The organism is Paraburkholderia caffeinilytica, assembly GCF_051027425.1.
In the GTDB taxonomy this organism is placed as follows: domain Bacteria; phylum Pseudomonadota; class Gammaproteobacteria; order Burkholderiales; family Burkholderiaceae; genus Paraburkholderia; species Paraburkholderia caffeinilytica_A.
Genome location: NZ_CP186552.1, coordinates 159,478 through 182,173, shown reverse-complemented (window position 1 = coordinate 182,173; position 22,696 = coordinate 159,478). Strand labels below are relative to the sequence as shown.

The 22,696-nt window shown below is 62.3% G+C and carries 17 protein-coding genes; 7 read left to right on the top strand and 10 right to left on the bottom strand.

The window, feature by feature from the left end:
- Positions 1-200 precede the first annotated feature (200 nt).
- The 4 genes from ACOSV0_RS00775 to ACOSV0_RS00760 all read left to right on the top strand — a co-directional run bounded on the left by ACOSV0_RS00775 (position 201) and on the right by ACOSV0_RS00760 (position 4,445).
- Entirely contained in the window at positions 201-971 is a 771-nt protein-coding gene (locus tag ACOSV0_RS00775) for a ferredoxin--NADP reductase (RefSeq protein ID WP_408194220.1), read from the top strand.
- 431 nt (positions 972-1,402) lie between these two features.
- On the top strand, positions 1,403-2,242 hold the full coding sequence (locus ACOSV0_RS00770; RefSeq protein WP_434108103.1) for a sensor histidine kinase: 840 nt from the start codon (positions 1,403-1,405) through the stop codon (positions 2,240-2,242).
- A 10-nt stretch (positions 2,243-2,252) separates the two neighbouring features.
- Entirely contained in the window at positions 2,253-2,909 is a 657-nt protein-coding gene (gene rqpR / locus ACOSV0_RS00765; protein ID WP_434108102.1) for a response regulator transcription factor RqpR, read from the top strand.
- Between the two features lie 144 nt (positions 2,910-3,053).
- Complete coding sequence (locus ACOSV0_RS00760; RefSeq protein WP_434108101.1) at positions 3,054-4,445, top strand: amino acid permease; 1,392 nt, start codon at positions 3,054-3,056, stop codon at positions 4,443-4,445.
- A 1,338-nt stretch (positions 4,446-5,783) separates the two neighbouring features.
- On the opposite strand, the gene ACOSV0_RS00755 is transcribed toward ACOSV0_RS00760, so the two are convergent.
- The 7 genes from ACOSV0_RS00755 to ACOSV0_RS00725 all read right to left on the bottom strand — a co-directional run bounded on the left by ACOSV0_RS00755 (position 5,784) and on the right by ACOSV0_RS00725 (position 13,657).
- Entirely contained in the window at positions 5,784-6,806 is a 1,023-nt protein-coding gene (locus ACOSV0_RS00755; RefSeq protein ID WP_434108099.1) for an XdhC family protein, read from the bottom strand.
- Positions 6,779-7,375 carry a CoxG family protein gene (locus ACOSV0_RS00750; RefSeq protein WP_434108098.1) on the bottom strand — a complete coding sequence of 199 codons (597 nt, stop codon included), beginning with the start codon at positions 7,373-7,375 and terminating at the stop codon, positions 6,779-6,781. Before ACOSV0_RS00750 ends, ACOSV0_RS00755 begins: the two co-directional genes overlap by 28 nt.
- Positions 7,366-8,778 carry a vWA domain-containing protein gene (locus tag ACOSV0_RS00745; protein ID WP_434108097.1) on the bottom strand — a complete coding sequence of 471 codons (1,413 nt, stop codon included), beginning with the start codon at positions 8,776-8,778 and terminating at the stop codon, positions 7,366-7,368. The genes ACOSV0_RS00750 and ACOSV0_RS00745 overlap by 10 nt, the downstream gene beginning before the upstream one ends.
- Complete coding sequence (locus ACOSV0_RS00740) at positions 8,757-9,644, bottom strand: AAA family ATPase (protein ID WP_434108096.1); 888 nt, start codon at positions 9,642-9,644, stop codon at positions 8,757-8,759. The genes ACOSV0_RS00745 and ACOSV0_RS00740 overlap by 22 nt, the downstream gene beginning before the upstream one ends.
- Before the next feature lie 285 nt (positions 9,645-9,929).
- Complete coding sequence (locus ACOSV0_RS00735) at positions 9,930-10,727, bottom strand: FAD binding domain-containing protein (protein ID WP_434108095.1); 798 nt, start codon at positions 10,725-10,727, stop codon at positions 9,930-9,932.
- 22 nt (positions 10,728-10,749) lie between these two features.
- Positions 10,750-13,128, bottom strand: coding sequence for a xanthine dehydrogenase family protein molybdopterin-binding subunit (locus ACOSV0_RS00730; protein ID WP_434108094.1), 2,379 nt, complete (start codon positions 13,126-13,128; stop codon positions 10,750-10,752).
- 10 nt (positions 13,129-13,138) lie between these two features.
- Entirely contained in the window at positions 13,139-13,657 is a 519-nt protein-coding gene (locus tag ACOSV0_RS00725; protein WP_434108093.1) for a (2Fe-2S)-binding protein, read from the bottom strand.
- Here ACOSV0_RS00725 and ACOSV0_RS00720 point away from each other — a divergent pair.
- On the top strand, positions 13,644-14,147 hold the full coding sequence (locus tag ACOSV0_RS00720; protein ID WP_434108092.1) for a hypothetical protein: 504 nt from the start codon (positions 13,644-13,646) through the stop codon (positions 14,145-14,147). The two genes, ACOSV0_RS00725 and ACOSV0_RS00720, sit on opposite strands and share 14 nt — an antisense overlap.
- Before the next feature lie 566 nt (positions 14,148-14,713).
- Here ACOSV0_RS00720 and ACOSV0_RS00715 read toward each other — a convergent pair.
- The gene (locus ACOSV0_RS00715) at positions 14,714-15,454 is read right to left on the bottom strand and encodes a PepSY-associated TM helix domain-containing protein (RefSeq protein ID WP_434108091.1); all 741 of its coding nucleotides are present in this window, start codon (positions 15,452-15,454) and stop codon (positions 14,714-14,716) included.
- 330 nt (positions 15,455-15,784) lie between these two features.
- On the opposite strand from ACOSV0_RS00715, the gene ACOSV0_RS00710 reads away from it, so the two are divergent.
- Entirely contained in the window at positions 15,785-17,686 is a 1,902-nt protein-coding gene (locus tag ACOSV0_RS00710) for a DUF3857 domain-containing transglutaminase family protein (RefSeq protein ID WP_434108090.1), read from the top strand.
- A 12-nt stretch (positions 17,687-17,698) separates the two neighbouring features.
- On the opposite strand, the gene ACOSV0_RS00705 is transcribed toward ACOSV0_RS00710, so the two are convergent.
- Positions 17,699-18,727 (bottom strand): serine/threonine protein kinase, encoded by a 1,029-nt coding sequence (locus tag ACOSV0_RS00705; RefSeq protein ID WP_434108089.1) that lies wholly within the window; start codon positions 18,725-18,727, stop codon positions 17,699-17,701.
- A 100-nt stretch (positions 18,728-18,827) separates the two neighbouring features.
- Positions 18,828-19,040 (bottom strand): hypothetical protein, encoded by a 213-nt coding sequence (locus ACOSV0_RS00700; RefSeq protein ID WP_035554043.1) that lies wholly within the window; start codon positions 19,038-19,040, stop codon positions 18,828-18,830.
- Between the two features lie 415 nt (positions 19,041-19,455).
- Here ACOSV0_RS00700 and ACOSV0_RS00695 point away from each other — a divergent pair, with 415 nt between their 5' ends.
- Positions 19,456-22,638 carry an efflux RND transporter permease subunit gene (locus tag ACOSV0_RS00695; RefSeq protein WP_434108088.1) on the top strand — a complete coding sequence of 1,061 codons (3,183 nt, stop codon included), beginning with the start codon at positions 19,456-19,458 and terminating at the stop codon, positions 22,636-22,638.
- Positions 22,639-22,696: the final 58 nt, after the last annotated feature.

The following is a 22,696-nucleotide window of genomic DNA, read 5'->3' as shown; positions in this document are numbered from 1 at the left end:
CAACCGTCAGCGCCGACGCTTCCAGGTCCGGTAACCCGCTTCACCACGCTCAACCGCCGCGCCGCAGCCCTCAGGCAGCGGGCGCGGTAAAATAGCGGATTGCGCGTGATTCCCGATCTCGGGTTAGCGCAGCATCGCCCTTGCCGTGCCGGCCGGCTAAAACGACTGGCCGCCTTTGTTTTCGCACTATCCAAGAAGCCATGAGCAACCTGAATTCACAAACAGTCCTGAGCGTCCATCACTGGACCGATACGCTTTTCAGCTTCACCTGCACGCGCGATCCGTCGTTCCGTTTCGAAAACGGCCAGTTCACGATGGTGGGCCTCGAAGTCGAAGGCAAGCCGCTGATCCGCGCCTATAGCCTTGCGAGCGCGAACTACGAAGAGCACCTCGAATTCCTGAGCATCAAGGTGCAGGACGGCCCGCTCACGTCGCGCTTGCAGCATTTGAAGGTCGGCGACGAAGTCCTGATCGGCAAGAAGCCGGTCGGCACGCTGATGGCCGACAACCTGCTGCCGGGCAAGACGCTGTGGCTGCTGTCCACCGGCACGGGCCTCGCGCCGTTCATGTCGATCATCAAAGATCCGGACATTTACGACCGCTACGAGCGTGTGGTTCTGACGCACACCTGCCGTTTCGTCGACGAGCTGGCGTACAAGGAATACATCACGGATCACCTGCCGGCGCACGAGCACCTCGGCGAGCTGGTGCAGGAAAAGCTGCTGTACTACCCGACGGTGACGCGCGAAGCGTTCCAGAACCGCGGCCGCATCACTGAACTCATCGAAACCGAAAAGCTGTTCGCCGACCTCGGCGTGCCGGGCTTCTCGCTCGAAGACGACCGCGTGATGCTGTGCGGCAGCCCGCACATGCTGCGCGACACACGCAAGCTGCTCGACGACCTCGGTTTCGAGGAAGGCAGCAACAACGCGCCGGGTCACTACGTGGTCGAAAAGGCGTTCGTCGGCTAAGCAGACACGCAAATTGAGCGGCTCACGCCGCGTAATCAACAGAAAGGAGCCTTCGGGCTCCTTTTTTGTTGTTCAGTTACAAATCGATGCCATCGGCTTGACATTTGGTGTCAGCATTATTCCTACAGCCACAGCATCGGAAAACATCAACCATTGTATGAAATATAGGCGCTAACCCTTGGTGCGCCTGTATTTTTCTTTTTTTTGAGATATCATCGCGGCGCAAGATCGGTCGGTTTTCATGTCAGCCGCGGTACGCCCTGCATGTTACTGAATGTAAATTTCGTTACGCCGCGCGGTGCGATTTGTCCGTCGCGCACACCGGGTAACAGACATCACTGGAGGCCAGAGACTCGCATGTGTTCTTTTGTCTTCGCGCCGCCGATGCGCATCCGCTTCGCCGTCCACACTGCTTCCTGAGAGGGAAAGTCATGGATACGTCGACTGTCGTCCCGTTTAGCGCCCACATTCCGCTTTCGCTTGGGCACGCCGCGCCGCAATCCGCCGCTGAGCGTGAACTCGCGCAGTTGCGCGCCCGCGTGCGCGAACTGTCGACTGAGCTCGTTCAGGCGCAGGAAGCTGCCTGCCGCCATGTGGCGCGCGAGTTGCACGACGGCGTGGGCGCCGAGTTGACCGCGACGCGCTTCGCCCTTGCCGGCGTCGAAACCTGGCTGCCCGCCGATGCGCCGCCGCAGTGCGCGGCCGCGCTCGCCGTCGCGAATCGTTCGCTCGACGCCGTGTGTGCCGCGAGCCGCCAGGCCGTCGCGGAACTGCATGCGCCGTCGCTCGAGGCCGGCATTGTCGGGGCGCTGGCGCAATGGACCGGCGACTTCGCCGCGCGCACGAACCTGCGCACGAGTTTCGTCTGCGCCGCCGACGTACGGCTCACGCGCCTGCCCACCGACGCCGCGCTGGCCGTGTTCCGGGTCGCCCAGGAAGCACTGAACAATATTGCCAAGCACGCGCGCGCCGAATCCGCCGACGTACGCATCGAAACCGGCCGCCGCCACCTGACGCTGATCGTCAGCGATGACGGCATCGGCGTGACGCGCAACGCCCGCAACCGTCGTGGCCACTTCGGCCTGAGCGGCATGCAGGCGCGCTGCGCCGCCTTCGACGGCACGCTGCGGATCAGCGCCCGGCGGCGAGTCGGCGCACAGCGCGGCGACGGCGGCAAAGCGCCGCGCGGCACGCTCGTGTGTGCACGCTTCGCGTGGGACGCGATGCTGGCGAGCGCACCAGGCGCCGAGCGCCGCACGCTGCAATCGTGAGCACGCCATCATGAGTCTGCGCATCCTGCTCACCGACGACCACGCGGTGGTTCGCCAAGGCGTCCGCCAGTTGCTGCTCGACCGTGGCGTAGCGCGCGAAGTCACCGAGGCGCAAAGCGGCGCCGAGGCGCTCGAGGCCGTCGCCCAACGCAGCTACGACGTCGTGCTGCTCGACATTTCGCTGCCCGACATGAATGGCGTGGAAGTGCTCAAGCGCCTCAAGCGCAAAGCGCCGCGCGTCGCCGTGCTGATGTTCTCGATGTATCGCGAGGACCAGTATGCCGTTCGCGCGCTGAAGGCCGGCGCCGCCGGCTACCTCTCGAAGACGGTCGACGCCGCGCAGATGATCGGCGCGATCCAGCAGGTTGCGGCGGGCCGCAAATACGTCAGCCCGGCCATGGCCGAAGCGCTGGCGGACTACGTCTCCTTCGACGGCGAACAACTGCCGCACGAAAAGCTCTCGGACCGCGAATATCAGACGCTCTGCATGCTCGCGTCCGGCAAACGGCTGACGGATATCGCCTTGACGCTATCGCTTTCGGTGAAGACGGTCAGCGTGTACCGTACGCGACTGCTCGAGAAAATGAAACTGCGCAATAACGCCGAGCTGACCTTCTATGTGATGAGCAACCGCCTCGTCGATCTGAATCCGGCGATGGCCGGCTGAGACACTCCTCCTGCGATCGCTGAACAGCGTGCGATCGTCTGCAACACCTTCCCAAAATAGTGCAGAGGCACGCATCCGTTAAAATGGAGGGTTTCCCCGACATTCGGCGCGCAAGATGCGTGCACAACTGGAGACCCACCGCCAATGTCCCTGTTTCGCAAGAAGAGCGTCGAGCACATGATCGCCGCGAGCGCCCAGAACGCCGGCCTCAAGAAAGCGCTCGGCGCGCTCGATCTGACTTTCCTCGGTGTCGGCGCCATTATCGGCACCGGCATTTTCGTGCTGACCGGCACGGGCGCCGTTCAGGCCGGCCCGGCGCTGATGGTTTCGTTCCTGATCGCCGCGATTGCCTGCGGGTTCGCCGCGCTCGCCTATGCCGAGTTCGCGTCGACGATTCCGGTCGCCGGGTCCATCTATACGTATTCGTATGCCACGCTTGGCGAACTGGCCGCGTGGATCATCGGCTGGGACTTGATGCTCGAATATGGGCTGGCAACGTCCGCGGTGTCGGTCGGCTGGTCGGGCTATCTGCAGTCGCTGCTGTCGGGTTTCGGCGTGAGCCTGCCGGTTGTGCTGACGGCGGCGCCGGGCGCCTTGCCGGGGCATGAGACATGGTTCAACCTGCCCGCTTTCCTCGTGATGATGGCGATCACCGCACTGTTGTCGCTCGGCGTGCGTGAATCCGCGCGAATCAACAACATCATGGTGGCGATCAAGGTGACCGTGGTGCTGCTGGTGATCGGCGTGGGCGTTTTCCACGTGACGCCGGCGAACTGGCATCCGTTCATGCCGAACGGCTGGAACGGCGTATTCGGCGCGGCGGCGGTGATGTTCTTCGCGTTCATCGGGTTCGATTCCGTGTCTTCCGCAGCGGAAGAAGTGAAGGATCCGAAGCGCGATCTGCCGATTGGGATTATTGCTTCGCTGGGCGTGTGCGCGGTGCTGTACGTCGCCGTGGCGGCGGTGGTTACCGGGATTGTGCCGTCGGCGCAGTTCGCGAATATCTCGCACCCGGTGTCCTACGCGTTGCAGGTAGCCGGTCAAAAGTGGGTCGCGGGTTTTATCGACCTTGGCGCCGTGCTGGGCATGCTGACGGTGATTCTGGTGATGGCTTATGGCCAGACGCGTGTGATCTTCGCGATGTCGCGGGATGGCTTGTTGCCGGCGAAGCTTTCGAAGGTGCATCCGAAGTTTGCTACACCGTTCTTTACGACGTGGCTGGTGGGGATTTTCTTCGGGCTGATTGGTGCGCTGGTGCCGTTGAATGTGCTGGCTGAGCTGATTAATATCGGCACGTTGGCCGCGTTTTCGATGGTGTCGATTGCGGTGCTTGTTTTGCGGAAGACGCATCCTGAGTTGCCGCGGGCGTTCCGGTGTCCTGGTGTGCCGGTGGTGCCGGTGTTGGCTGTCGCTTCCTGTCTGTTTTTGATGCTCAATCTCAAGGCTGTGACCTGGGTGGCGTTTGTGGTTTGGCTGCTCATTGGGATGGTGATTTATTTTGGGTATTCGCGGCGGCATTCCAGGTTGGCGAAGTAAAAGGTTCAGGTTTTTGCCTGCGGCGCGGTTGATTGGTTGTTTGCTTGCGGTGTTGGGGTTTGCTTGATTTTTTTGCCTGCGCGGCGCTTCGCTGTATGCCTGTGGTGTTGGCCTTTACTTGATTGGTTTGCCTGCCTGGCGATTGTTTATCTGATTGCCCGCGGTGTTGGGCTTTCTCTGTCTGGTTGCCTACGGCGTTGGGGTTTGCTTGAGTTGGTTGCCCGCGCGACGCTTATTGTTGTGCGCCTACGGCGTTGGCCTTTCCTTGTTTTGTTATTGGTTTATCAGCGTCGCCCCTGTGCGGGGCAGGCACCTACTTTTCTTTGCCTGCTGCAAAGAAAAGTAGGCAAAAGAAAGCAGCTCACCCCGCTAGCTTATAAGCGGGTCCCCCGCACAGCCACGGTAGTGGTGCATCTGGAATCGGTGCCCTCGCACATTCCACGTTCGTGACAAGGCCGTCATTCTTCCGGCGGCGCTGCGCGCGCCGATACGTAGTTCCGGGAACCGTCTGATCGTTTTCGCGCGTAGGCCTCACCCGACGCCGCGGCTCGCCGTTGTATCCGCAGCATTCTTCCCATGCGCCAGCGCTTCTTTCGAAGTGCGGATTCACGCCTGCATGCGCTGCCGCGACTTGTCGGCCACACGGAGCGCAGGGTAGCACTTCCGGACAGATATCTTTTTAGCGCCTCGCCGAGGCGAAACCGCATCTCCCACGGAACTTGGCTGAAGCCCCAGGATTCCCGCGTAGCCCGTCCTCGCCAGGACAACGTCGATGGCGCTCACAGCCTTTAAACGAAGCATGCCGTTTCCGACGCAGCCCCGTCTGTGGCGAAGCGACGCCGATAGTCACCACCGCATCCAAACGGAGCTACTGGCTTCCAGCGCAGACGTCCGTGGCGAGGCGACGCTGATGGCCGCCACCGCGCTCAAACGAAGCCGCTGGTTTCCCATGCAGACCCGTCCGCGACGCACGTAGTGCGGAGTGGGAGCTGATGACACCTTTGTCACCAGCGCTGAATGCGCGAGGGCACAGATTCCAGATGCACCACTACCGCGGCTGTGCGGGGGACCCGCTTATAAGCTGGCGGGGTGAGCTGCTTTCTTTTGCCTACTTTTCTTTGCAGCAGGCAAAGAAAAGTAGGTGCCTGCCCCGCACAGGGGCGACGCTAATAAACCAATAACAATTCAAGGAAAGGCCAACGCCGTAGGCGCACAACAATAAGCGTCGCGCAGGCAACCAACTCAAGCAAAACCCAACGCCGTAGGCAACCAGGCCAAGCAAACCCCAACGCCGTAGGCAATCAAACCAGCCAACAAAACGCGCCGCAGGCAAAAAAACTAAACACTACAAGCAGCCCCTCCAGAAGCCGCGATCTCCCGCGCGGCTTTAGCCCCCTCAACCTGCAACAAAGTCGGCAACGAAACCCCATTCTTGGCCGCCGTCACCTCGGCAAGAATAGAAACAGCAATCTCAGGCGGCGTCCGGCTGCCAATATAAATCCCCACCGGCCCATGCAGCCGGGCCAACTCGGTATCGTTCAGATCGAACTCCTTCAACCGCTCGCGCCGCGCCTGATTATTCCTTCTCGAACCCAAAGCACCCACATAAAACGCCGGCGTCTTCAACGCCTCCATCAGCGCGAGATCGTCGAGCTTCGGATCGTGCGTCAGCGCAATCACCGCGCACCGCTCGTCGAGCTTCATGTCGATCACCGTATCGTCCGGCATCGTCCGCACGATCTTCGTGCCGGGAATGTTCCACTCCTCCGTGTACTCCTCGCGCGGATCGCACACGGTGACCTGGTAATCGAGCCCCACTGCAATGTTGCACAGATAGCGCGACAACTGTCCCGCGCCGATCACCAGCATCCGGTAACGCGGGCCGTGAATCGTCAGCAGACGCTCGCCGTCGAAATGCACGCCGTCCGTTGCCAGCGCCGCATCGAGCCGCACCGCGCCCGTCACCATGTCGACTTCGCGTGCCACCAGGCGGCCGTCCTCCACGGCATTGCACAGCTCGGCAATGCCGCTTTGCTGCGTCAAAGGTTCCAGCACCAGCTGGATCGTGCCGCCGCACGGCAAGCCGAAGCGATGCGCCTCTTCCGCCGTGATGCCGTACTTCACCGCCTCCGGGCGTGTCTGTTCAATACCCTTTTGCCGCACGCGGTCGATCAGATCGTCTTCGATGCAGCCACCCGATACCGAACCCACTACGAGTCCATCGTCACGCACCGCGAGCATCGCGCCCTCGGGGCGCGGCGACGAGCCCCACGTCTTCACCACCGTCACCAGTAGCGCGCGATGTCCCTCTTCCAGCCAACGTGCACTGGACTTCAGGACTTCGAGATCCACGCTGTCCATGATTTCTTCCTTTTCGTTCCGTCACCGCCGGACTCGGTGTCCGCGGCCTCATTCGATTCTGTATTCTGCGCCGCCGCGTCGGCGGCTGCAGCGTCGCCATCATCCGGGGACGTTGCGCCGTCAGCGTCGCCGCCAACCTGCGCGCCAAAGCGCTTGAAAAATTCGCCCGCGATTTTACGCGCCGCACCGTCCACCAGCCGCGAGCCGATCTGCGCGAGCTTGCCGCCGACCTGTGCCGTAGCCGTGTAGGTGAGCTTCGTCGCGGCGTCGCCGTCCGGTTCGAGCGTGACGTGCGTATGGCCCTTGCCGAAGCCTGCCGCGCCGCCCTGGCCTTCGAAAACGATGGTGTACGTGTTCGGCGCCTCGATGTCGGTCAGCAGCATACGCCCTTTGAAGCGCGCCTTCACCGGACCGACCGATGCGCTCAGCACCACCGCGTACGCATTTTCACCATCCGGGTCGATGCTTTCGCAGCCGGGAATGCATGCACGCAAGATTTCCGTATCGTTCAGGGCATCCCAGGCGCGCTGCTGCGGAACCGGCAGCGTGTGGGTTTCACTCAGTTCCATGGTGTTGCTCCTGCGGTTGTCGTGGCGGATACGGCGAGACGAGGCGCGCGCGTGAGTTGCGCGAGATCGCGGCCGAACGCCGTCAGACTGTCCAGATTATGAACCGGGCGATGCGCGTCGACATACGGCAGGATCGCCTGCACGCCGCGCGCCTTCGGTGAGAAACCGCTGAAACGCAGCAGCGGATTGAGCCACACGATACGGTGTGCGAAGCGGCGCAGGCGGGCCATTTCGGTGTCGAGCACGTCGATCGCTTCGTGATCGAGGCCGTCGGTGACGAGCAGCACGGTGGCTCTGCCGGTCAGCACGCGGCGAGCCCAGCGTCGATTGAATTCGGCGAGTGCGGCGCCGATCCGTGTGCCGCCCGACCAGTCGACCACCTGATCGGTAAGCGCCGCGATCGCCACATCGGGATCGCGCTCGCGCAGCGCGCGCGTCGCGTTGCTCAGGCGCGTGCCGAAAAGAAACACCTGCAGGCGCTCGCGTGATTGCAGCAGCGCGTGGCAGAAGTACAGCACCGCGCGCGAATAGCTGCTCATCGAGCCGGATATGTCGAGCAGCAAGACCAGCGGCGGCTTGCGTTCCACCACCGCGCGATACTTCCACACCGTCCAGTCGCCGCCCGCCCGCACCGCTTGCCGTGCACTCGCGCGCAAGTCGGCATGCGTGCCGTGTGAAGCGGCCTTCAGGCGGCGCGTCGGCTCGGTGGCGAGCGGCAGACGCTGACCACGGATCAGATGCCGTAACGTGCGCCATTCGTCAGCGGAAAGCGTTTCGAAATCGCGATGACGCAGCCGTTCTTCCGCGCTGAAGGTGACGTGCGCGTGCAGTTCGTGCTGCTCGGTTTCCTGTGGCGTTTTGTTGTGTGACGACGGAGGCGTACGTACGGCAAGCGCGTCGGCGAGACGGTTGTTGCGTTTGGGCGGCGGCAGTCCATCTCGGACTTTCGGGAGCAGCAGCGCGCGCAGCTTGCCTTCCCAATCCGGATCGCGCCAGAACAGATCGAAGGCGGCGTGGAAAAGGTCGCTCTCGTCCGGCGCGGAGACCAACAGCGTAGCGAGCGCCGCGCGGACATCGTCGCGCCGGCCGAGATCGATCCACTGCAGCGCGGCGAGCGCGTCGACGGCTTGGGCCGGCGACATAGGCAAACCCGCGCCGCGCAACACGCGCACAAAGTGGACGACGTTATGAGCGAGTGTGGGGGTATCGATCGGTGCGGCCGACAGGTCAACGGACGCGGGCGCCGAGCGTGCGCTTGCGTCGTCTGTCGACGCGGGACGATCCGCCGACGCGCTACTGTTTCGCGCAATATCGCCGTCTGCGAGTGGCTCACTGCTTGCCGACACGTTGTGGTCTCCGTCCGTTGCTTGCACCATCGCCGCTATCCCGGTGTCACGAGACATTGCGCGATCTGCGCGGCGTCGACGCGCGCCAGATCGTCCTGATACTTGAGCAGCACGCCCAGCGTGTTCTGCACCGACTGTGGATCGAGCTCCGTCACCGACAGCGCTTCCAACGCGCGGCACCAGTCGATCGTTTCGGCGATACCGGGCGCCTTGAACAGATCCATGCCGCGCAGCCGATGCACAAAATCGACCGCGCGCCGTTGCAATTCAGCCGACGTCTGCGGCGCGCGCGCCGCGACGATCTCGAGTTCACGATCGCGCTCGGGATAGCCGATCCATTGATACAGGCAACGGCGTTTCAACGCGTCGTGCACTTCGCGTGTGCGGTTCGATGTCATCACGACGAGTGGCGGCTGCTCTGCGCGCACCGTGCCGTATTCGGGAATCGATACCTGGAAATCGGACAGCAGTTCCAGCAGAAATGCTTCGAACGGTTCGTCGGCGCGATCGATTTCATCGATCAGCAGCACGCGCCGCGTGCCCGGATGATTTTCGTCGGGCATCAGCGCTTGCAGCAGCGGACGCTTCAGCAGGAATTCGCTGCGATACAGCGTGTCGTTGCCAGGCCGCTCGCCCGCCGCTTCGGCCAGACGCAGCGCCATGATCTGGCGCGGGTAGTCCCATTCGTAGAGTGCGCTGGCGGTGTCGAGTCCTTCGTAGCATTGCAGCCGCAGCATCGAGGTGCCGAGCATGCCCGCCGCGGCTTTGGCGAGTTCGGTCTTGCCGACGCCCGGCTCGCCTTCGACGAACAACGGCCGCTCCATGCGCAGCGCGAGATACAACGCGGTCGCGAGTTCGCGGCTGGCGAAGTAATTTTGAGCGGCGAGTTGCGCGAGAGTGTCGTCGATTGAACCGGGTTGCATGGTGTTCCTGAATCTGCACGGTGAAGAGCAAAACGGCGCGCCGGCGAAGTGTCGCGATTGCGTCAATGCGCCGGGTCCGGTGTGTTGCCGCATGTTGTGCGGCGAAGTACCAGGGCGCGCCATGACAAAACGCTTGCTCGATCGATGGTGCGGCGCTTGCCCGTGTCACTCATACCGTTAGTGGAACGGAGCGGATAAGAGCGAACAGCGCGCCACGCCGCGTGCGCGATCGAACAAGGCTGACGCGCTCTGCCAAATCACGTCAGCCGCCAACACCAACGATCGCTAACCGTTCGCCTTCGTCACCGCTCGCGCGGCGAGTACCGGAATCAGATGCGCTCGATATTCGGCGCTCGCGTGCATGTCGGTGTTCAGGTCGGCGTCGGATACGGTCACGGCTCGCGCGGCGTCGGGCGTGAAATTCGCCGATAGCGCGCTTTCCAGCTCCGTCACACGAAATACCGAAGACGCCGCACCGGTCACCGCAACACGCGCGCCGCTCGCGAACTTCGCGACGAACACGCCGACCAGCGCAAAGTGCGATGCCGGATTCTCGAATTTCACGTAGGCCGCGCGCTCGGGCACGGGAAACTCGACGGCCACGATCAGCTCGTCGGGCGCCAACGCGGTCTCATACATGCCGACGAAGAAATCGCTCGCCGAAATCCGTCGGCGATCGGTGACGATGGTCGCGTCCAGGGCCATCGCCGCAGCCGGATAGCAGGCGGCCGGATCGTTGTTCGCGAGCGAACCGCCGATGGTGCCGAGCGCGCGCACCTGGCGATCGCCGATGTGCCCGGCGAGATCCGCGAGCGCCGGCAATACGCGCCGAAGCTCCGCATGATCCGCAACGTCCGCGTGACAGACAGCGGCGCCGACTGTCACCTTGCCGGCATCGACGGTAATCGATTTAAGCGCCGGAATTCGTGTCACGTCGATCAGTTGCGACGGCTGCGCGAGCCGCAGACGCATGGTGGGCAACAAGCTTTGTCCGCCGGCGATGAACTTTGCGTCACTGTCGGCGGCGATGGCTGCGGCGGCCGCTTTCGGATCCGTCGCGCGTTGATACTCGAATGAATACATGTCGAATGCTCCGCTCAGGATCTTAGTGGGGTTTGGCAGCGTGGATCGCGGACCACACGCGATGCGGCGTCGCCGGCATTTGCAGGTCGGTCACGCCGAGCGGCGCGAGCGCGTCGAGGATCGCGTTGATGACCGCCGGTGGCGAACCGATTGCGCCGGCCTCGCCGCAGCCTTTCACGCCGAGCGGATTGTGCGTGCACGGCGTGCCCTTTGCGGTTTCGACGGTGAAGTTCGGCAGATCGGACGCATGCGGCATCGCGTAGTCCATATAAGAGCCGGACAGTAACTGGCCGCTCTCGTTGTCGTACACGCAGCGCTCCAGCATCGCCTGACCGATGCCCTGGGCGAGCCCGCCATGCACCTGGCCTTCGACGATCATCGGATTAATCACGTTGCCAAAGTCGTCGACCGCGGTGAACCGCTGGATGCGGCAGACGCCCGTCTCCGGGTCGACCTCGATTTCGCAGATGTACGAGCCCGCCGGATACGTGAAGTTGCTCGGATCGTAGAATGCGCTTTCTTCGAGGCCTGGTTCGAGCACGTTGAGCGGATAGTTGTGCGGCACGTACGCGGCGAGCGAGATCTCGGCGAATGCCTTGGTGCGATCGGTGCCCGCGACGCGGAACACGCCGTCCTTGAACTCGATGTCTTCTGCCGCGGCTTCCAGCAGATGCGCGGCGATTTTCTTCGCCTTGGCTTCGATCTTGTCGAGCGCCTTCATGATCGCCGAGCCGCCGACCGCGATCGAGCGAGAGCCGTATGTGCCCATGCCGAACGGAATGCGCCCGGTGTCGCCGTGAACGATCTCCACGCTTTCCAGCGCAATGCCGAGCCGGTCCGCGACCACTTGCGCGAAGGTTGTCTCATGCCCTTGGCCGTGGCTGTGGGAACCGGTGAACACGGTGACCGAGCCCGTCGGATGCACACGAATCTGGCCGACCTCGAAGAGCCCGGCGCGTGCGCCCAAGGCACCGGCGATGTTCGACGGCGCCAAACCGCAGGCCTCGATATAGCACGAGTAGCCGAGGCCGCGCAGCTTGCCGTTCTTTTCGGATTCCTGCTTGCGCGCGGCGAAGCCTTTCACGTCCGCGAGTTCGAGCGCGCGGTTCAGCGTGGCCTCGTAGTCGCCGGTATCGTAGGTGAGGCCGACCGGCGTGGCATACGGAAACGTGCGGATGAAATTGCGGCGGCGGATTTCCGCTGGGTCGAGCTTCATCTCGCGCGCCGCGGTTTCGACCAGACGCTCGACCACGTACGTTGCTTCCGGACGGCCCGCGCCGCGGTAGGCGTCGACCGGGACGGTGTTGGTGAAGACCGCTTTTACCTCGGCGTAGATGGCGGGCGTCGCGTACTGGCCGGCGAGCAGCGTCGCGTACAGGATGGTCGGCACGCTCGATGCGAAGGTCGACAGATACGCGCCCATGTTGGCGATCGTATGAATGCGCATCGCGAGGAACTTGCCGTCGGCGTCCATCGCCAGCTCGGCTTTGGTGACGTGATCGCGGCCGTGCGCGTCGGACACGAAGGCTTCCGAGCGCTCGGCCGTCCACTTGATCGGACGGCGAATCTTCTTCGATGCCCACGTCAACGCGACGTCTTCGGCGTACAGGAAAATTTTCGATCCGAAACCGCCGCCGACATCCGGCGCGATGACGCGTAGTTTCGATTCCGGCAGCGACAGCACGAACGCGGCCATCAACAGGCGCTCCACATGCGGATTCTGATTCGCTACGTAGAGCGTGTAGCTGTCGTCCTGCACCGAGTAGCTTGCGTTGACCGCGCGCGGTTCGATCGCGTTCGGGATCAGGCGGTTGTTGACGATGTCGAGCGTGGTGACGTGCGCGGCTTTGGCGAAGGCGGCGTCGGTCGCGGCTTTGTCGCCGTGGCCCCAGTTGTAGCAGACGTTGTCCGGCACCTCGTCGTGAACCGCTGCCTGGCCCGGATCGGACGCGTGCGCGGTATCGACCACGGCCGGCAGCACGTCGTAATCGACCTCGATCAGTTCGGCGGCGTCTTTCGCGGCCTTGATCGAATCGGCGATGACGAGCGCGACCTGATCGCCGACGTGGCGTGCTTTCGTATGCGCGATGATCGGATGCGGCGGCTCGTTCATCGGCTTGCCGTCGGTGCTGTGGATCAGCCAGCCGCACGGCAGTCCGCCGACGTTATCCGCGGCCATGTCCGCGCCGGTGAAGATCGCGACGACGCCGGGCGACTGTTTCGCCGCGGCGGTGTCGATGCTGTTGATTTTTGCGTGTGCGTGAGGCGAGCGCAGGAATACTGCGTAGGTTTGCTGCGGCAGGACGATGTCGTCGGTGTACTGACCGTTGCCGGTGAGGAAACGATAGTCTTCCTTACGTTCGACGGAGGCGCCGATGAGGTGGGTGTCGGGTGCGTTCATCGTCGGCTCCTCAGGCGGTGGCGGGCGCAGTGGCCGCGGCGTTGGCGTTGGCCGTGCCGCCGGACTTCATGCCTTCGGCGCCTTCGAGCACTGCTTTGACGATGTTGTGATAGCCCGTACAGCGGCAGAGATTGCCGTCGAGCTGGGCGCGCACGTCGTCGCCGGTGAGATTGGGCTGACGCTCGACGAGCGAGATGGCGCTCATCACCATACCGGGCGTACAGAAACCGCACTGCAGGCCGTGGCAGTGTTTGAAGGCGGCTTGCATCGGGTGGAGGGCGCCGTCTTTGGCGAGTCCTTCGATGGTGGTGATGGTTGCGCCTTCGGCCTGGACCGCGAGGATGTTGCAGGATTTGATCGCGCGGCCGTTCAGGTGGACCGTGCATGCGCCGCACTGGGCGGTGTCGCAGCCGATGTGCGTTCCTGTTAGGCGAAGTTGATCACGAAGGAACTGGACAAGCAGGGTGTTCGGGTCGATTGAGGCGCTGATGGGCGCGCCGTTCACCGTCAGACTGATGCTGATCGCCATGAAGTTGTCTCCTTATGGGGTGAAACCGGACCTTTGTTTTTTCCTGCCTTCAGCTGCCTGCTCGTGGGGTCCGATTAGGGTGCTGCGGGTTTGCTGTTCTTTTTTATGGGTCTGCCGAAAAGTAAAGCACAAATTGCTTGGGTGCGCTATTGGGTTGTGTGCTCTTTGGTTTTTTGCCTGCGGCGCGATTTGTTGGTTGTTTGCTTGCGGTGTTGGGGTTTGGCTGGTTTTTTTTGCCTGCGCGGCGCTTCGCTGTATGCCTGTGGTGTTGGGTTTTCCTTTGCTTGATTGGTTTGCCTGCCTGGCGATTGTTTGTCTGTTCGCCTGCAGCGTTGGGCTTTCCTTGATCTGGACTCTTTGGTCTTTGGCCTTTCCTTGTTTTCTTATTGGTTTATTAGCGTCGCCCCTGTGCGGGGCAGGCACCTACTTTTCTTTGCCTGCTGCAAAGAAAAGTAGGCAAAAGAAAGCAGCTCACCCCGCTAACTCTTAAGCGGGTCCCCCGCGCAGCCACGGTAGTGGTCCATCTGGAATCTGTGCCCTCGCGCATTCAGCGCTGGTGACAAAGGTGTCATCAGCTCCCACTCCGCACTACGTGCGTCGCGGACGGGTCCGCATGGGAAACCAGCGGCTTCGTTTGGATGCGGTGGCGGCCATCGGCGTCGCCTCGCGAAGCGCTGGCGCATCGGAAGAATGCTGCGGATACAACGGCGAGCCGCGGCGTCGGGTGGGGCCCACGCGCGAAAACGATCAGACGGTTCAGGGGAACTATGTGTCGGCGCGCGCAGCGCCGCCGGAAGTATGACGGCCTTGTCACGAACGTTGAATGCGCGAGGGCACGGATTCCAGATGCACCACTACCGTAACTGTGCGGGGGACCCGCTTATGAGCTGGCGGGGTGAGCTGCTTTCTTTTGCCTACTTTTCTTTGCAGCAGGCAAAGAAAAGTAGGTGCCTGCCCCGCACAGGGGCGACGCTAATAAACCAATAACAATTCAAGGAAAGGCCAACGCCGTAGGCGCACAACAATAAGCGCCGCGCAGGCAAAAAAACCCCTAACTCACATTAACCCACAAACCACAGCCGCAACCACCGAACCGCCAACCAGCAAAACCCCCACAACACGCCGCTTATTCAACTCAGTCCACAACAGGACGCCAGTCAAAGAAAGCAAAATCATCCCACCAGCAATCGTATCAATCAGCAAAACCCACCCAACACTCAACCCCACGCCACGATGCAAATTATTCATCGTCGTGAGAAACGAATTCTCCGTGCGTTTCACCGAAACAAACCCATTCCCAACCCAGTACTCGGCCTGCACGTTCTGAGCAGGCCCCAAAATCCCGACCTGCCAGAATTCCGGCTGCATCGTGCTGCGATCGCCCCACGCCACCGGATGTGCCGGCTCGCGCTTCACCCGCCCCGGCTTGCCGTCGATCTTCAACTCATCCTTGAGCCATTTCGCCATATCCATCGGCGACTTCAGCTTCCCCTGCGGCACGGAAATCTGCATCTGCTCGACCTGCGGCTCACCCGACGACACCTTCAACGGTCCGGCCCGATGGTTCAGCAAAAAACCCGTCACGCCAAACATCAGCCCAAGCGCCGCGCCCCACAGGCCAACCCATCCGTGCACCTTGCGCAGCCACTTGATGAAGTTCGCCCGCCGCGAACGCCGGCGCCGCGCCGTCTGCTCGGCGTCGTCCATCAGATGATGAGTGCGCTCCGGCGTATGAGCGACGTAGTGCGTGCCGCCGCCAGCAGCAGGTTTCATATCGATCGAATCAGGCGCGTTCACATCCAGGCTCCAGGCGCAGCAAGTTAAACCCTCGCCAACAGGCGACGACGTGGCGCTCGCTCATGCCGGCGGTAAAAGAAAGTTCGAAAGGAAGGGCCGGACAAACCCGGCTTGCGGTCCAGGGCGTCCGGCTGAAAGGCTGGCTGGCAGTCACAGAGGAGGAGAAATGTGACAGAGAGCTGGCGGCGCCTTTCAATTGAGAATGGATATCATTACACAATTAGGGCATTTGCTCAATCGCAATGCGTGACATCCGCTTGACATCCGGGCGGCGCAAACCGACTCTAGCTGGCGATCCCGTCAACGTTGCCGTTCGGATACCCGCCTGCCATGCGCCTCGCTTCCCTGGTCTGTCTTGCCTCTCTCGGCTGGCTTGCCGGCATCCACGTGGCGAGCGCGAGCATCGCGGCCAAACTGGACGATCCCTATACCAACGAAGGCGAAACGCAGACTTACACCGTCAACGCCGACGGCTCCTTCTCGAAGCTCGATTCGATGACGCTGCACGTGAACAACGAAGCAGGCGTCGCGCGGGTCGCGCAGCAATACGTCTGGTTCAACCGCAATATGGCGGACGTGCAGATCATCGAGGCCTACACGATCACCGCCGACGGCGTGCGTCATGACGTGCAACCCGAGCAGATTCGCGACGTACAGGAAGTCCGTTCGTTCGACGCGCCGATGTTCCAGGACATCCAGGAAAAAGTGATCGTGTTCCCCGCCGTCGAGCCCGGCGCGCGCGTGCACCTCACCTATCGCAAGACGCAAAAGCAGCCGATCGTGCCGGGCGAGTTCAGCGACTTCACACCGCCCGATCTCGCGCCGACCCACAACTTCCACCTGATCTACGATCTGCCCGCCGACAAACCGCTCTATGCCGATGCGCGCGGCTTCACCGCGCTGCAACCGGTGACGCGCAACGGCCGCACGCGCTACGAATATCGTTACGACAAGGCGCATTTCAGCCGGCTGGAGCGCGGCTCGATCGCCTACGTGTCGTATGGCGACCGCTTGATGGTCTCGACCTTTCCGGACTACGCCGCTTTCGCCGCCAGTTACAGGGCATCCGCCGCGGATCAGAACGTGCACGATCCCGCCATTACACGTCTCGCGCAAAACCTCACGGCACATGAGCGGACGCCTCGCGACAAAGCCAAGACGCTGTACGACTGGGTGCGCCACAACGTCCGTTATGTGGCGATCTATGTCGGGCGTGGCTCGGTGGTGCCGCACAGCGCAAGCGAAATCCTCGCGAACCGCTACGGCGACTGCAAGGATCACGTGGCTTTATATGGCGCACTGCTCGACGCGGTCGGTATCCGCAACGAGCCGGTCCTGATCAGCAGCGGCTCGATCTATACGCTGCCCAGCGTGCCGGGCTACGGCGTCATCAATCACGCCATCACGTGGCTGCCGGATTTGCAGCAATACGCCGACTCGACGGCATCGAATGTCGAGTTCGGCTTTCTGCCGTCGTCCGATATGAACCGGCCCACTGTCCTCGTCAATCAGGGCGTGCTCGCGCAAACGCCGGCCACCGAGTTGATGACGCGCAGCAGTGACCTGTCGATCAAGGTCGAGCCGGATGGATCGGCGAGCTTTACCTATCGGCTGGAAGCATCGGGGGCTTCGGCCGAACAGGCACGCGCGATGTTGCGCACGCAGACGCCCGCGCAACGTGAAGAGTCGATCCAGGCAGAGTTACGCAGCGCCAACCTGCGCGGCACCGCCACGTTGACCACCAATGACCTCACCGTTGCCGACGGCCCGCTGACAATCACGATGAAGGGCACGCTCGAAAGTCTCGTGGTGCCGGGCGCAGCGGCATCGATTCCGGCGCTGACGAGTCTGGCCGGCGGCTTCGCGGCGGACACCCGCTATTGGCTCGGCGAACGCCAGCGCACACAACCCTTCGTCTGCCATAACCTGACGTTGCACGAACGGGCTCGCATTGAATTGCCGGCGAATTTCCGCGTGCTCGAGATGCCGGAGGCGAAACACACTCAGGACCGCTTCGTCGATTTTCAGTCGCAGTACACGTTCGATCCGCTCAGCAACGTCGTGGCGATGACGCGCGACGGCGCAACGCACTTCAACAGCGAGGTCTGCACGCCCGACGACTTCGCGCAGATGCGGCCCGCGATCGAAGCAATCGGGCGCGACGTGCGCGCTGAGGTAATCGTCAAATCGACGCTGGTGGAATCGTCGAGCGTGGCGTCGCAGGCGCCGTAGGACCGTCAACGCTCAAACCGGCCAGAGCGGTCCTTCCTGCATCGCGCCGAGCTGCTCGCGCAATTCGAGGATGCGGTCTTCCCAATAGCGCTGCGTGTTGAACCACGGGAAAGCCGCCGGAAATGCCGGGTCGTCCCAACGGCGCGCGAGCCACGCCTGGTAGTGAATCAGCCGCAGTGTGCGCAATGCTTCGACGAGATACAGTTCGCGCGGCTCGAAGTCGCAGAAGTCTTCGTAGCCGGCAAGCAGATCCGCCAGCGCACGCGACGCCTCGACGCGATCACCCGGCAGCAGCAGCCACAAGTCCTGCACCGCCGGACCCATGCGGCTATCGTCGAAGTCGACGAAATGCGGACCCGCGTCGGTCCACAACACATTGCTCGGATGGCAATCGCCGTGCATTCGCAACATGCGAATATCGCCGGCACGCTCGAATGCGCGCTCGACGCCTTCGAGCGCGAGATTCACGACGGTTTCCCACGCGGCACGCACGTCGTCAGGCACAAAGCGTTGCGACAGCAGGAAATCGCGCGGCTCGTAGCCGAATGTATTGATGTCGAGCGTGGGACGTTCGGTGTAGTTCTGCGTCTGTCCAACCGCATGGATGCGGCCGATAAAACGCCCGAGCCATTCGAGCGTATCGCGCCGGTCCAGATCGGGCGCGCGGCCGCCGCGGCGTTCGAAGATCGAGAAACGGAAACCGTCGAAGGTATGCAGCGTGCGGCCTTCGAAAACACGCGCGGGTACCGCCGGAATCTCACGCGCGGCGAGATCGGCGACAAAGGCATGTTCTTCGAGAATAGCGGCGTCGGTCCAACGCTCGGGACGATAGAACTTGGCGACCACGGGCGGGCCGTCTTCCACGCCCACCTGGTACACGCGGTTCTCGTAGCTGTTGAGCGGCAGCATGCGGCCGTCGGTGTACACACCGACGCTGCTGAGCACGCTGTCGAGCGCGTCGAGCACGATTTCCGGCTTGAGCCGGGCGAAAGGGACGGCGCTATCGGCGCCGTCCTGTGGGTCGAGATTGTCGTCGTTCATGCCCGCATTGTGCGCCGCGCCGCCGTCAAAGACGAGGGCGCCGGCTCATCTTGCGGCTTGCCACCACCAGCAACCACCATGAAACGGACTCAAACCAGCTTCAATGCACCTGCGCGCTAGACGGACGCACCTGCTCGCCCGTATCGATCAGATCTTCAAGGAAAAAGGGTTCAGTATTCAGATGCTCCGATGTGCCGGGCTCGCCGGCATACCAGGCCACCATAGCCATGTCGCCGAGAATGCGCATGACAATCCCGCGTGCGCCCTGCGGCACCGCGATATGCACCGATCGGACAATGGAACCGATTTGCATGATGTTTCCCCGTTTCTCCCATAGCCGGCTTTATGGTTTCCGCGCCGGTCAAGGTGATAATAAAAGCGCCGCTTCGCCGATAACGTTGCGTACGCACCCAATCTGCTGCGCGCAAGACGCGTGAGAGGTTCGAGTCATTGTTCCCGTTGTGCGGGGCCATGGAAAGCGCGAATTCACGGTTCCTTACCCGTCGTTTCGCCCTATTCCCATTACAGCGTGCCGGGCCGATGATCTGGGCGTACAGCGTCGTAACGAGACCATCATAAACCCAGCTGGGGCGATATATCAAAATCATGCACCGCCAGAACAATCTGCTCAATCCGCCTATTGTGCCTGCTGTCCTCCGCCGCGGCATGCGTCATAACCGCTGTGTGCGCCGCGCCGGCGACGCCGGCTTTCAGCAACCTCACTAACCATGTGGATCGTTCGCCTGGCGCTGCGGCGCCCTTACACGTTCGTCGTGCTGGCCCTGCTTTTGCTGATCGTCGGTCCGTTGACGATCCTGCGCACGCCGACCGACATTTTCCCAAATATCGACATTCCAGTGCTGTCGGTGATCTGGTCGTACAACGGCCTGCCCGCCGACGAGATGGAAAAGCGCATCGTACTCAACTACGAGCGCGGGCTGTCGACCGCGGTCAACGATATCGAGCATACGGAGTCGACTTCGCTGAACGGGATCGCGGTCGTGAAGATCTTTTTCCAGCCGCACGCGAATATCGATGAAGCGCTCGCCCAAGTCACCGCGCTGTCACAAACGCAACTGCGCTCGCTGCCACCCGGCATCACGCCGCCGAATATCCTGCGCTACAACGCCTCGACGGTGCCGATCCTGCGCCTCGCGCTGTCGTCCGCTTCGCTCACCGAGCAGGAGCTGTATGACTTCGGCAACAACTTCCTGAAGACGCAACTCGCCACCGTGCCGGGCGCCTCCGCGCCGTTGCCGTACGGCGGCAAGCAGCGGCAGATCATGGTCGATATCGATTCGCGCAAGCTGCAGGAGCGCAATCTGTCGCCCATGGACGTGGTCAACGCCGTCTCCGCGCAGAATCTGATCCTGCCCTCGGGCACCGCGAAAATCGGCTCGACGGAATATTCGGTAGAGATGAACGGCAGTCCGGATTCGCTCGCCGGACTCAATAACATTCCGATCAAATCCACCGCTAACGGCACCGTCTATATCCGCGACGTCGCTCATGTGCGCGACGGGTTCCAGCCGCAAACCAACATCGTGCGCGTAAACGGCCAGCGCGCCGCTTTGCTGACCATCAACAAAAGCGGCAACACGTCCACGCTCGAAATCGTCGACCGCATCAAGAAGATGATGCCGACGCTGCGCAATCTCGTGCCCGCTTCGCTGAACATCGATCCGGTCGCCGATCAGTCGCTGTTCGTGCGCGCCTCCGTGCAGGGCGTGCTGCGTGAAGCGCTGATCGCCGCATGCCTCACCGGGCTGATGATTCTGCTGTTCCTCGGTAACTGGCGCGCCACGTTGATCATCGCCGTGTCGATTCCGCTGTCGATGATCACCTCGATCATTGCGCTGTCGATGCTCGGTGAAACCATCAACATCATGACGCTCGGCGGCCTCGCGCTCGCGGTCGGTATTCTGGTCGACGACGCCACCGTGGCGATCGAAAACATTAGTCATCAACTGGAGCAAGGCAAGACGCTCGAACAGGCGATTCTCGACGGCGCGCACCAGATCGCGATTCCGACGCTGGTCTCGACACTATCCATCTGCATCGTGTTCGTGCCGATGTTTCTGTTGACGGGCGTCGCGCACTATCTGTTCATTCCGCTCGCCGAAGCGGTCGTGTTCGCGATGCTGGCGTCCTACTTCTTCTCGCGTACGCTCGTACCGACGCTCGCCAAATACCTGCTGCGCTATCACCACAAACCGGCTGATCTGCATCACGCGCCCGCGCAAACGCGCAATCCGTTCATGCGCGTGCACTATTCCTTCGAGCGCGGCTTCGAGCGTTTGCGCGAACGCTATCGTGTGTTTCTCGAAGCGCGGGTTGCGCGGCCGGGTCTGTTCGTGACGCTGTTTCTCGTCTGCTGTGGCGCGTCGATGCTGTTGATGCCGTTTCTCGGCCGCGACTTTTTTCCGCAAGTCGATGCGGGCACCATCGCGTTGCATCTGCGTGCCAAAACCGGCATGCGGGTCGAGGAAACCGCCGTGGTGACCGATCGCGTCGATACGCGGATTCGTCAACTGATACCGGCGGGCGAGCTGCATTCGCTTATCGACAATATCGGCTTGCCTGTCTCCGGCATTAACCTCTCGTACAGCAACACCGGCACGATCGGAACCTCGGATTCGGACATCCTGATTACGCTGAATCCCGGTCATCATCCCAGCGCCGATTACGTGCGCACGCTGCGCCGAACGCTCACCGACGAATTCCCGGGCGTGCAGTTCGCCTTCCTGCCCGCGGATATCGTCAGCCAGACGCTCAACTTCGGCATGCCTTCGCCGATCGACATTCAGATCGTCGGACGCGAGGTGGCCGGCAATCGTGCCTTCGCCGCGCAGTTGCTGAACCGGCTGCGCACGGTGCCGGGTCTTGCCGACGCGCGCATCCAGCAGCCCGCCGATTTGCCGCGCATCTTTATCGACGTGGACCGCACGCGCGCGCAGCAGGCAGGATTCTCGCAGCGCGACATCGCGAGCAATCTGCTGATTACGCTGTCCGGCAGCCAGCAGACCACGCCGACGTTCTGGCTCAATCCGCGCAATGGCGTCAGCTACAACGTGATCACGGAAGCGCCGCAATACACGATCGATTCGCTGCAATCGCTTGCGAACATTCCGCTGAATGCAAACGGCCGCAGCAATATCCTCGGCTCGCTCGCCACGATGAAACGCGAAGCGGGCAACGCGGTGCTCACCCACTACAACGCGCAAACCACCATCGACATTTTCGGCACCGCCGACGGCCGCGATCTTGGCGGCGTTTCCGACGACATCAGCAAGATCATCGACGACGCCAAAGCCGATCTCCCCAAAAGCTCGACCATCGAGGTGCGTGGCCAGGTGCAGACAATGAACGATTCGTTCTCGGGTCTGTTCGGCGGTCTGGTATTTGCGATCCTGCTGGTGTATCTGCTGATCGTGGTGAATTTCCAGTCGTGGCTCGATCCCTTCATTATCATCACGGCACTGCCGGGTGCATTGGCGGGCATCGTGTGGATGCTGTTTCTCACCCACACCACGCTGTCGATTCCGGCGCTCACGGGTGCGATCATGTGTATCGGCATCGCCACCGCGAACTCGATTCTCGTGATCAGCTTCGCGCGCGAGCAACTGCTCGAACACGGCGACGCGACGCGCGCGGCAATCGAAGCGGGCTTCACGCGTTTCCGTCCCGTGCTGATGACGGCGCTCGCGATGGTGATCGGCATGGTGCCGATGGCAATCGGTCTCGGCGAAGGCGGCGAGCAGAATGCGCCGCTTGGGCGCGCGGTGATCGGCGGTTTGACGGTCGGCACGTTGGCCACGCTGATCTTCGTACCGGTGGTGTTTTCGATGATCTACCGACGGCTCGCGGCGCGGCGTCAGCGAGCGGCCGAGCATGTGGTGCAGAAGCCATGACGACCCGCGCACAACAAACAGCACGAAGCACAAGAGGCAGTGTCGACTGCCCAGGCAA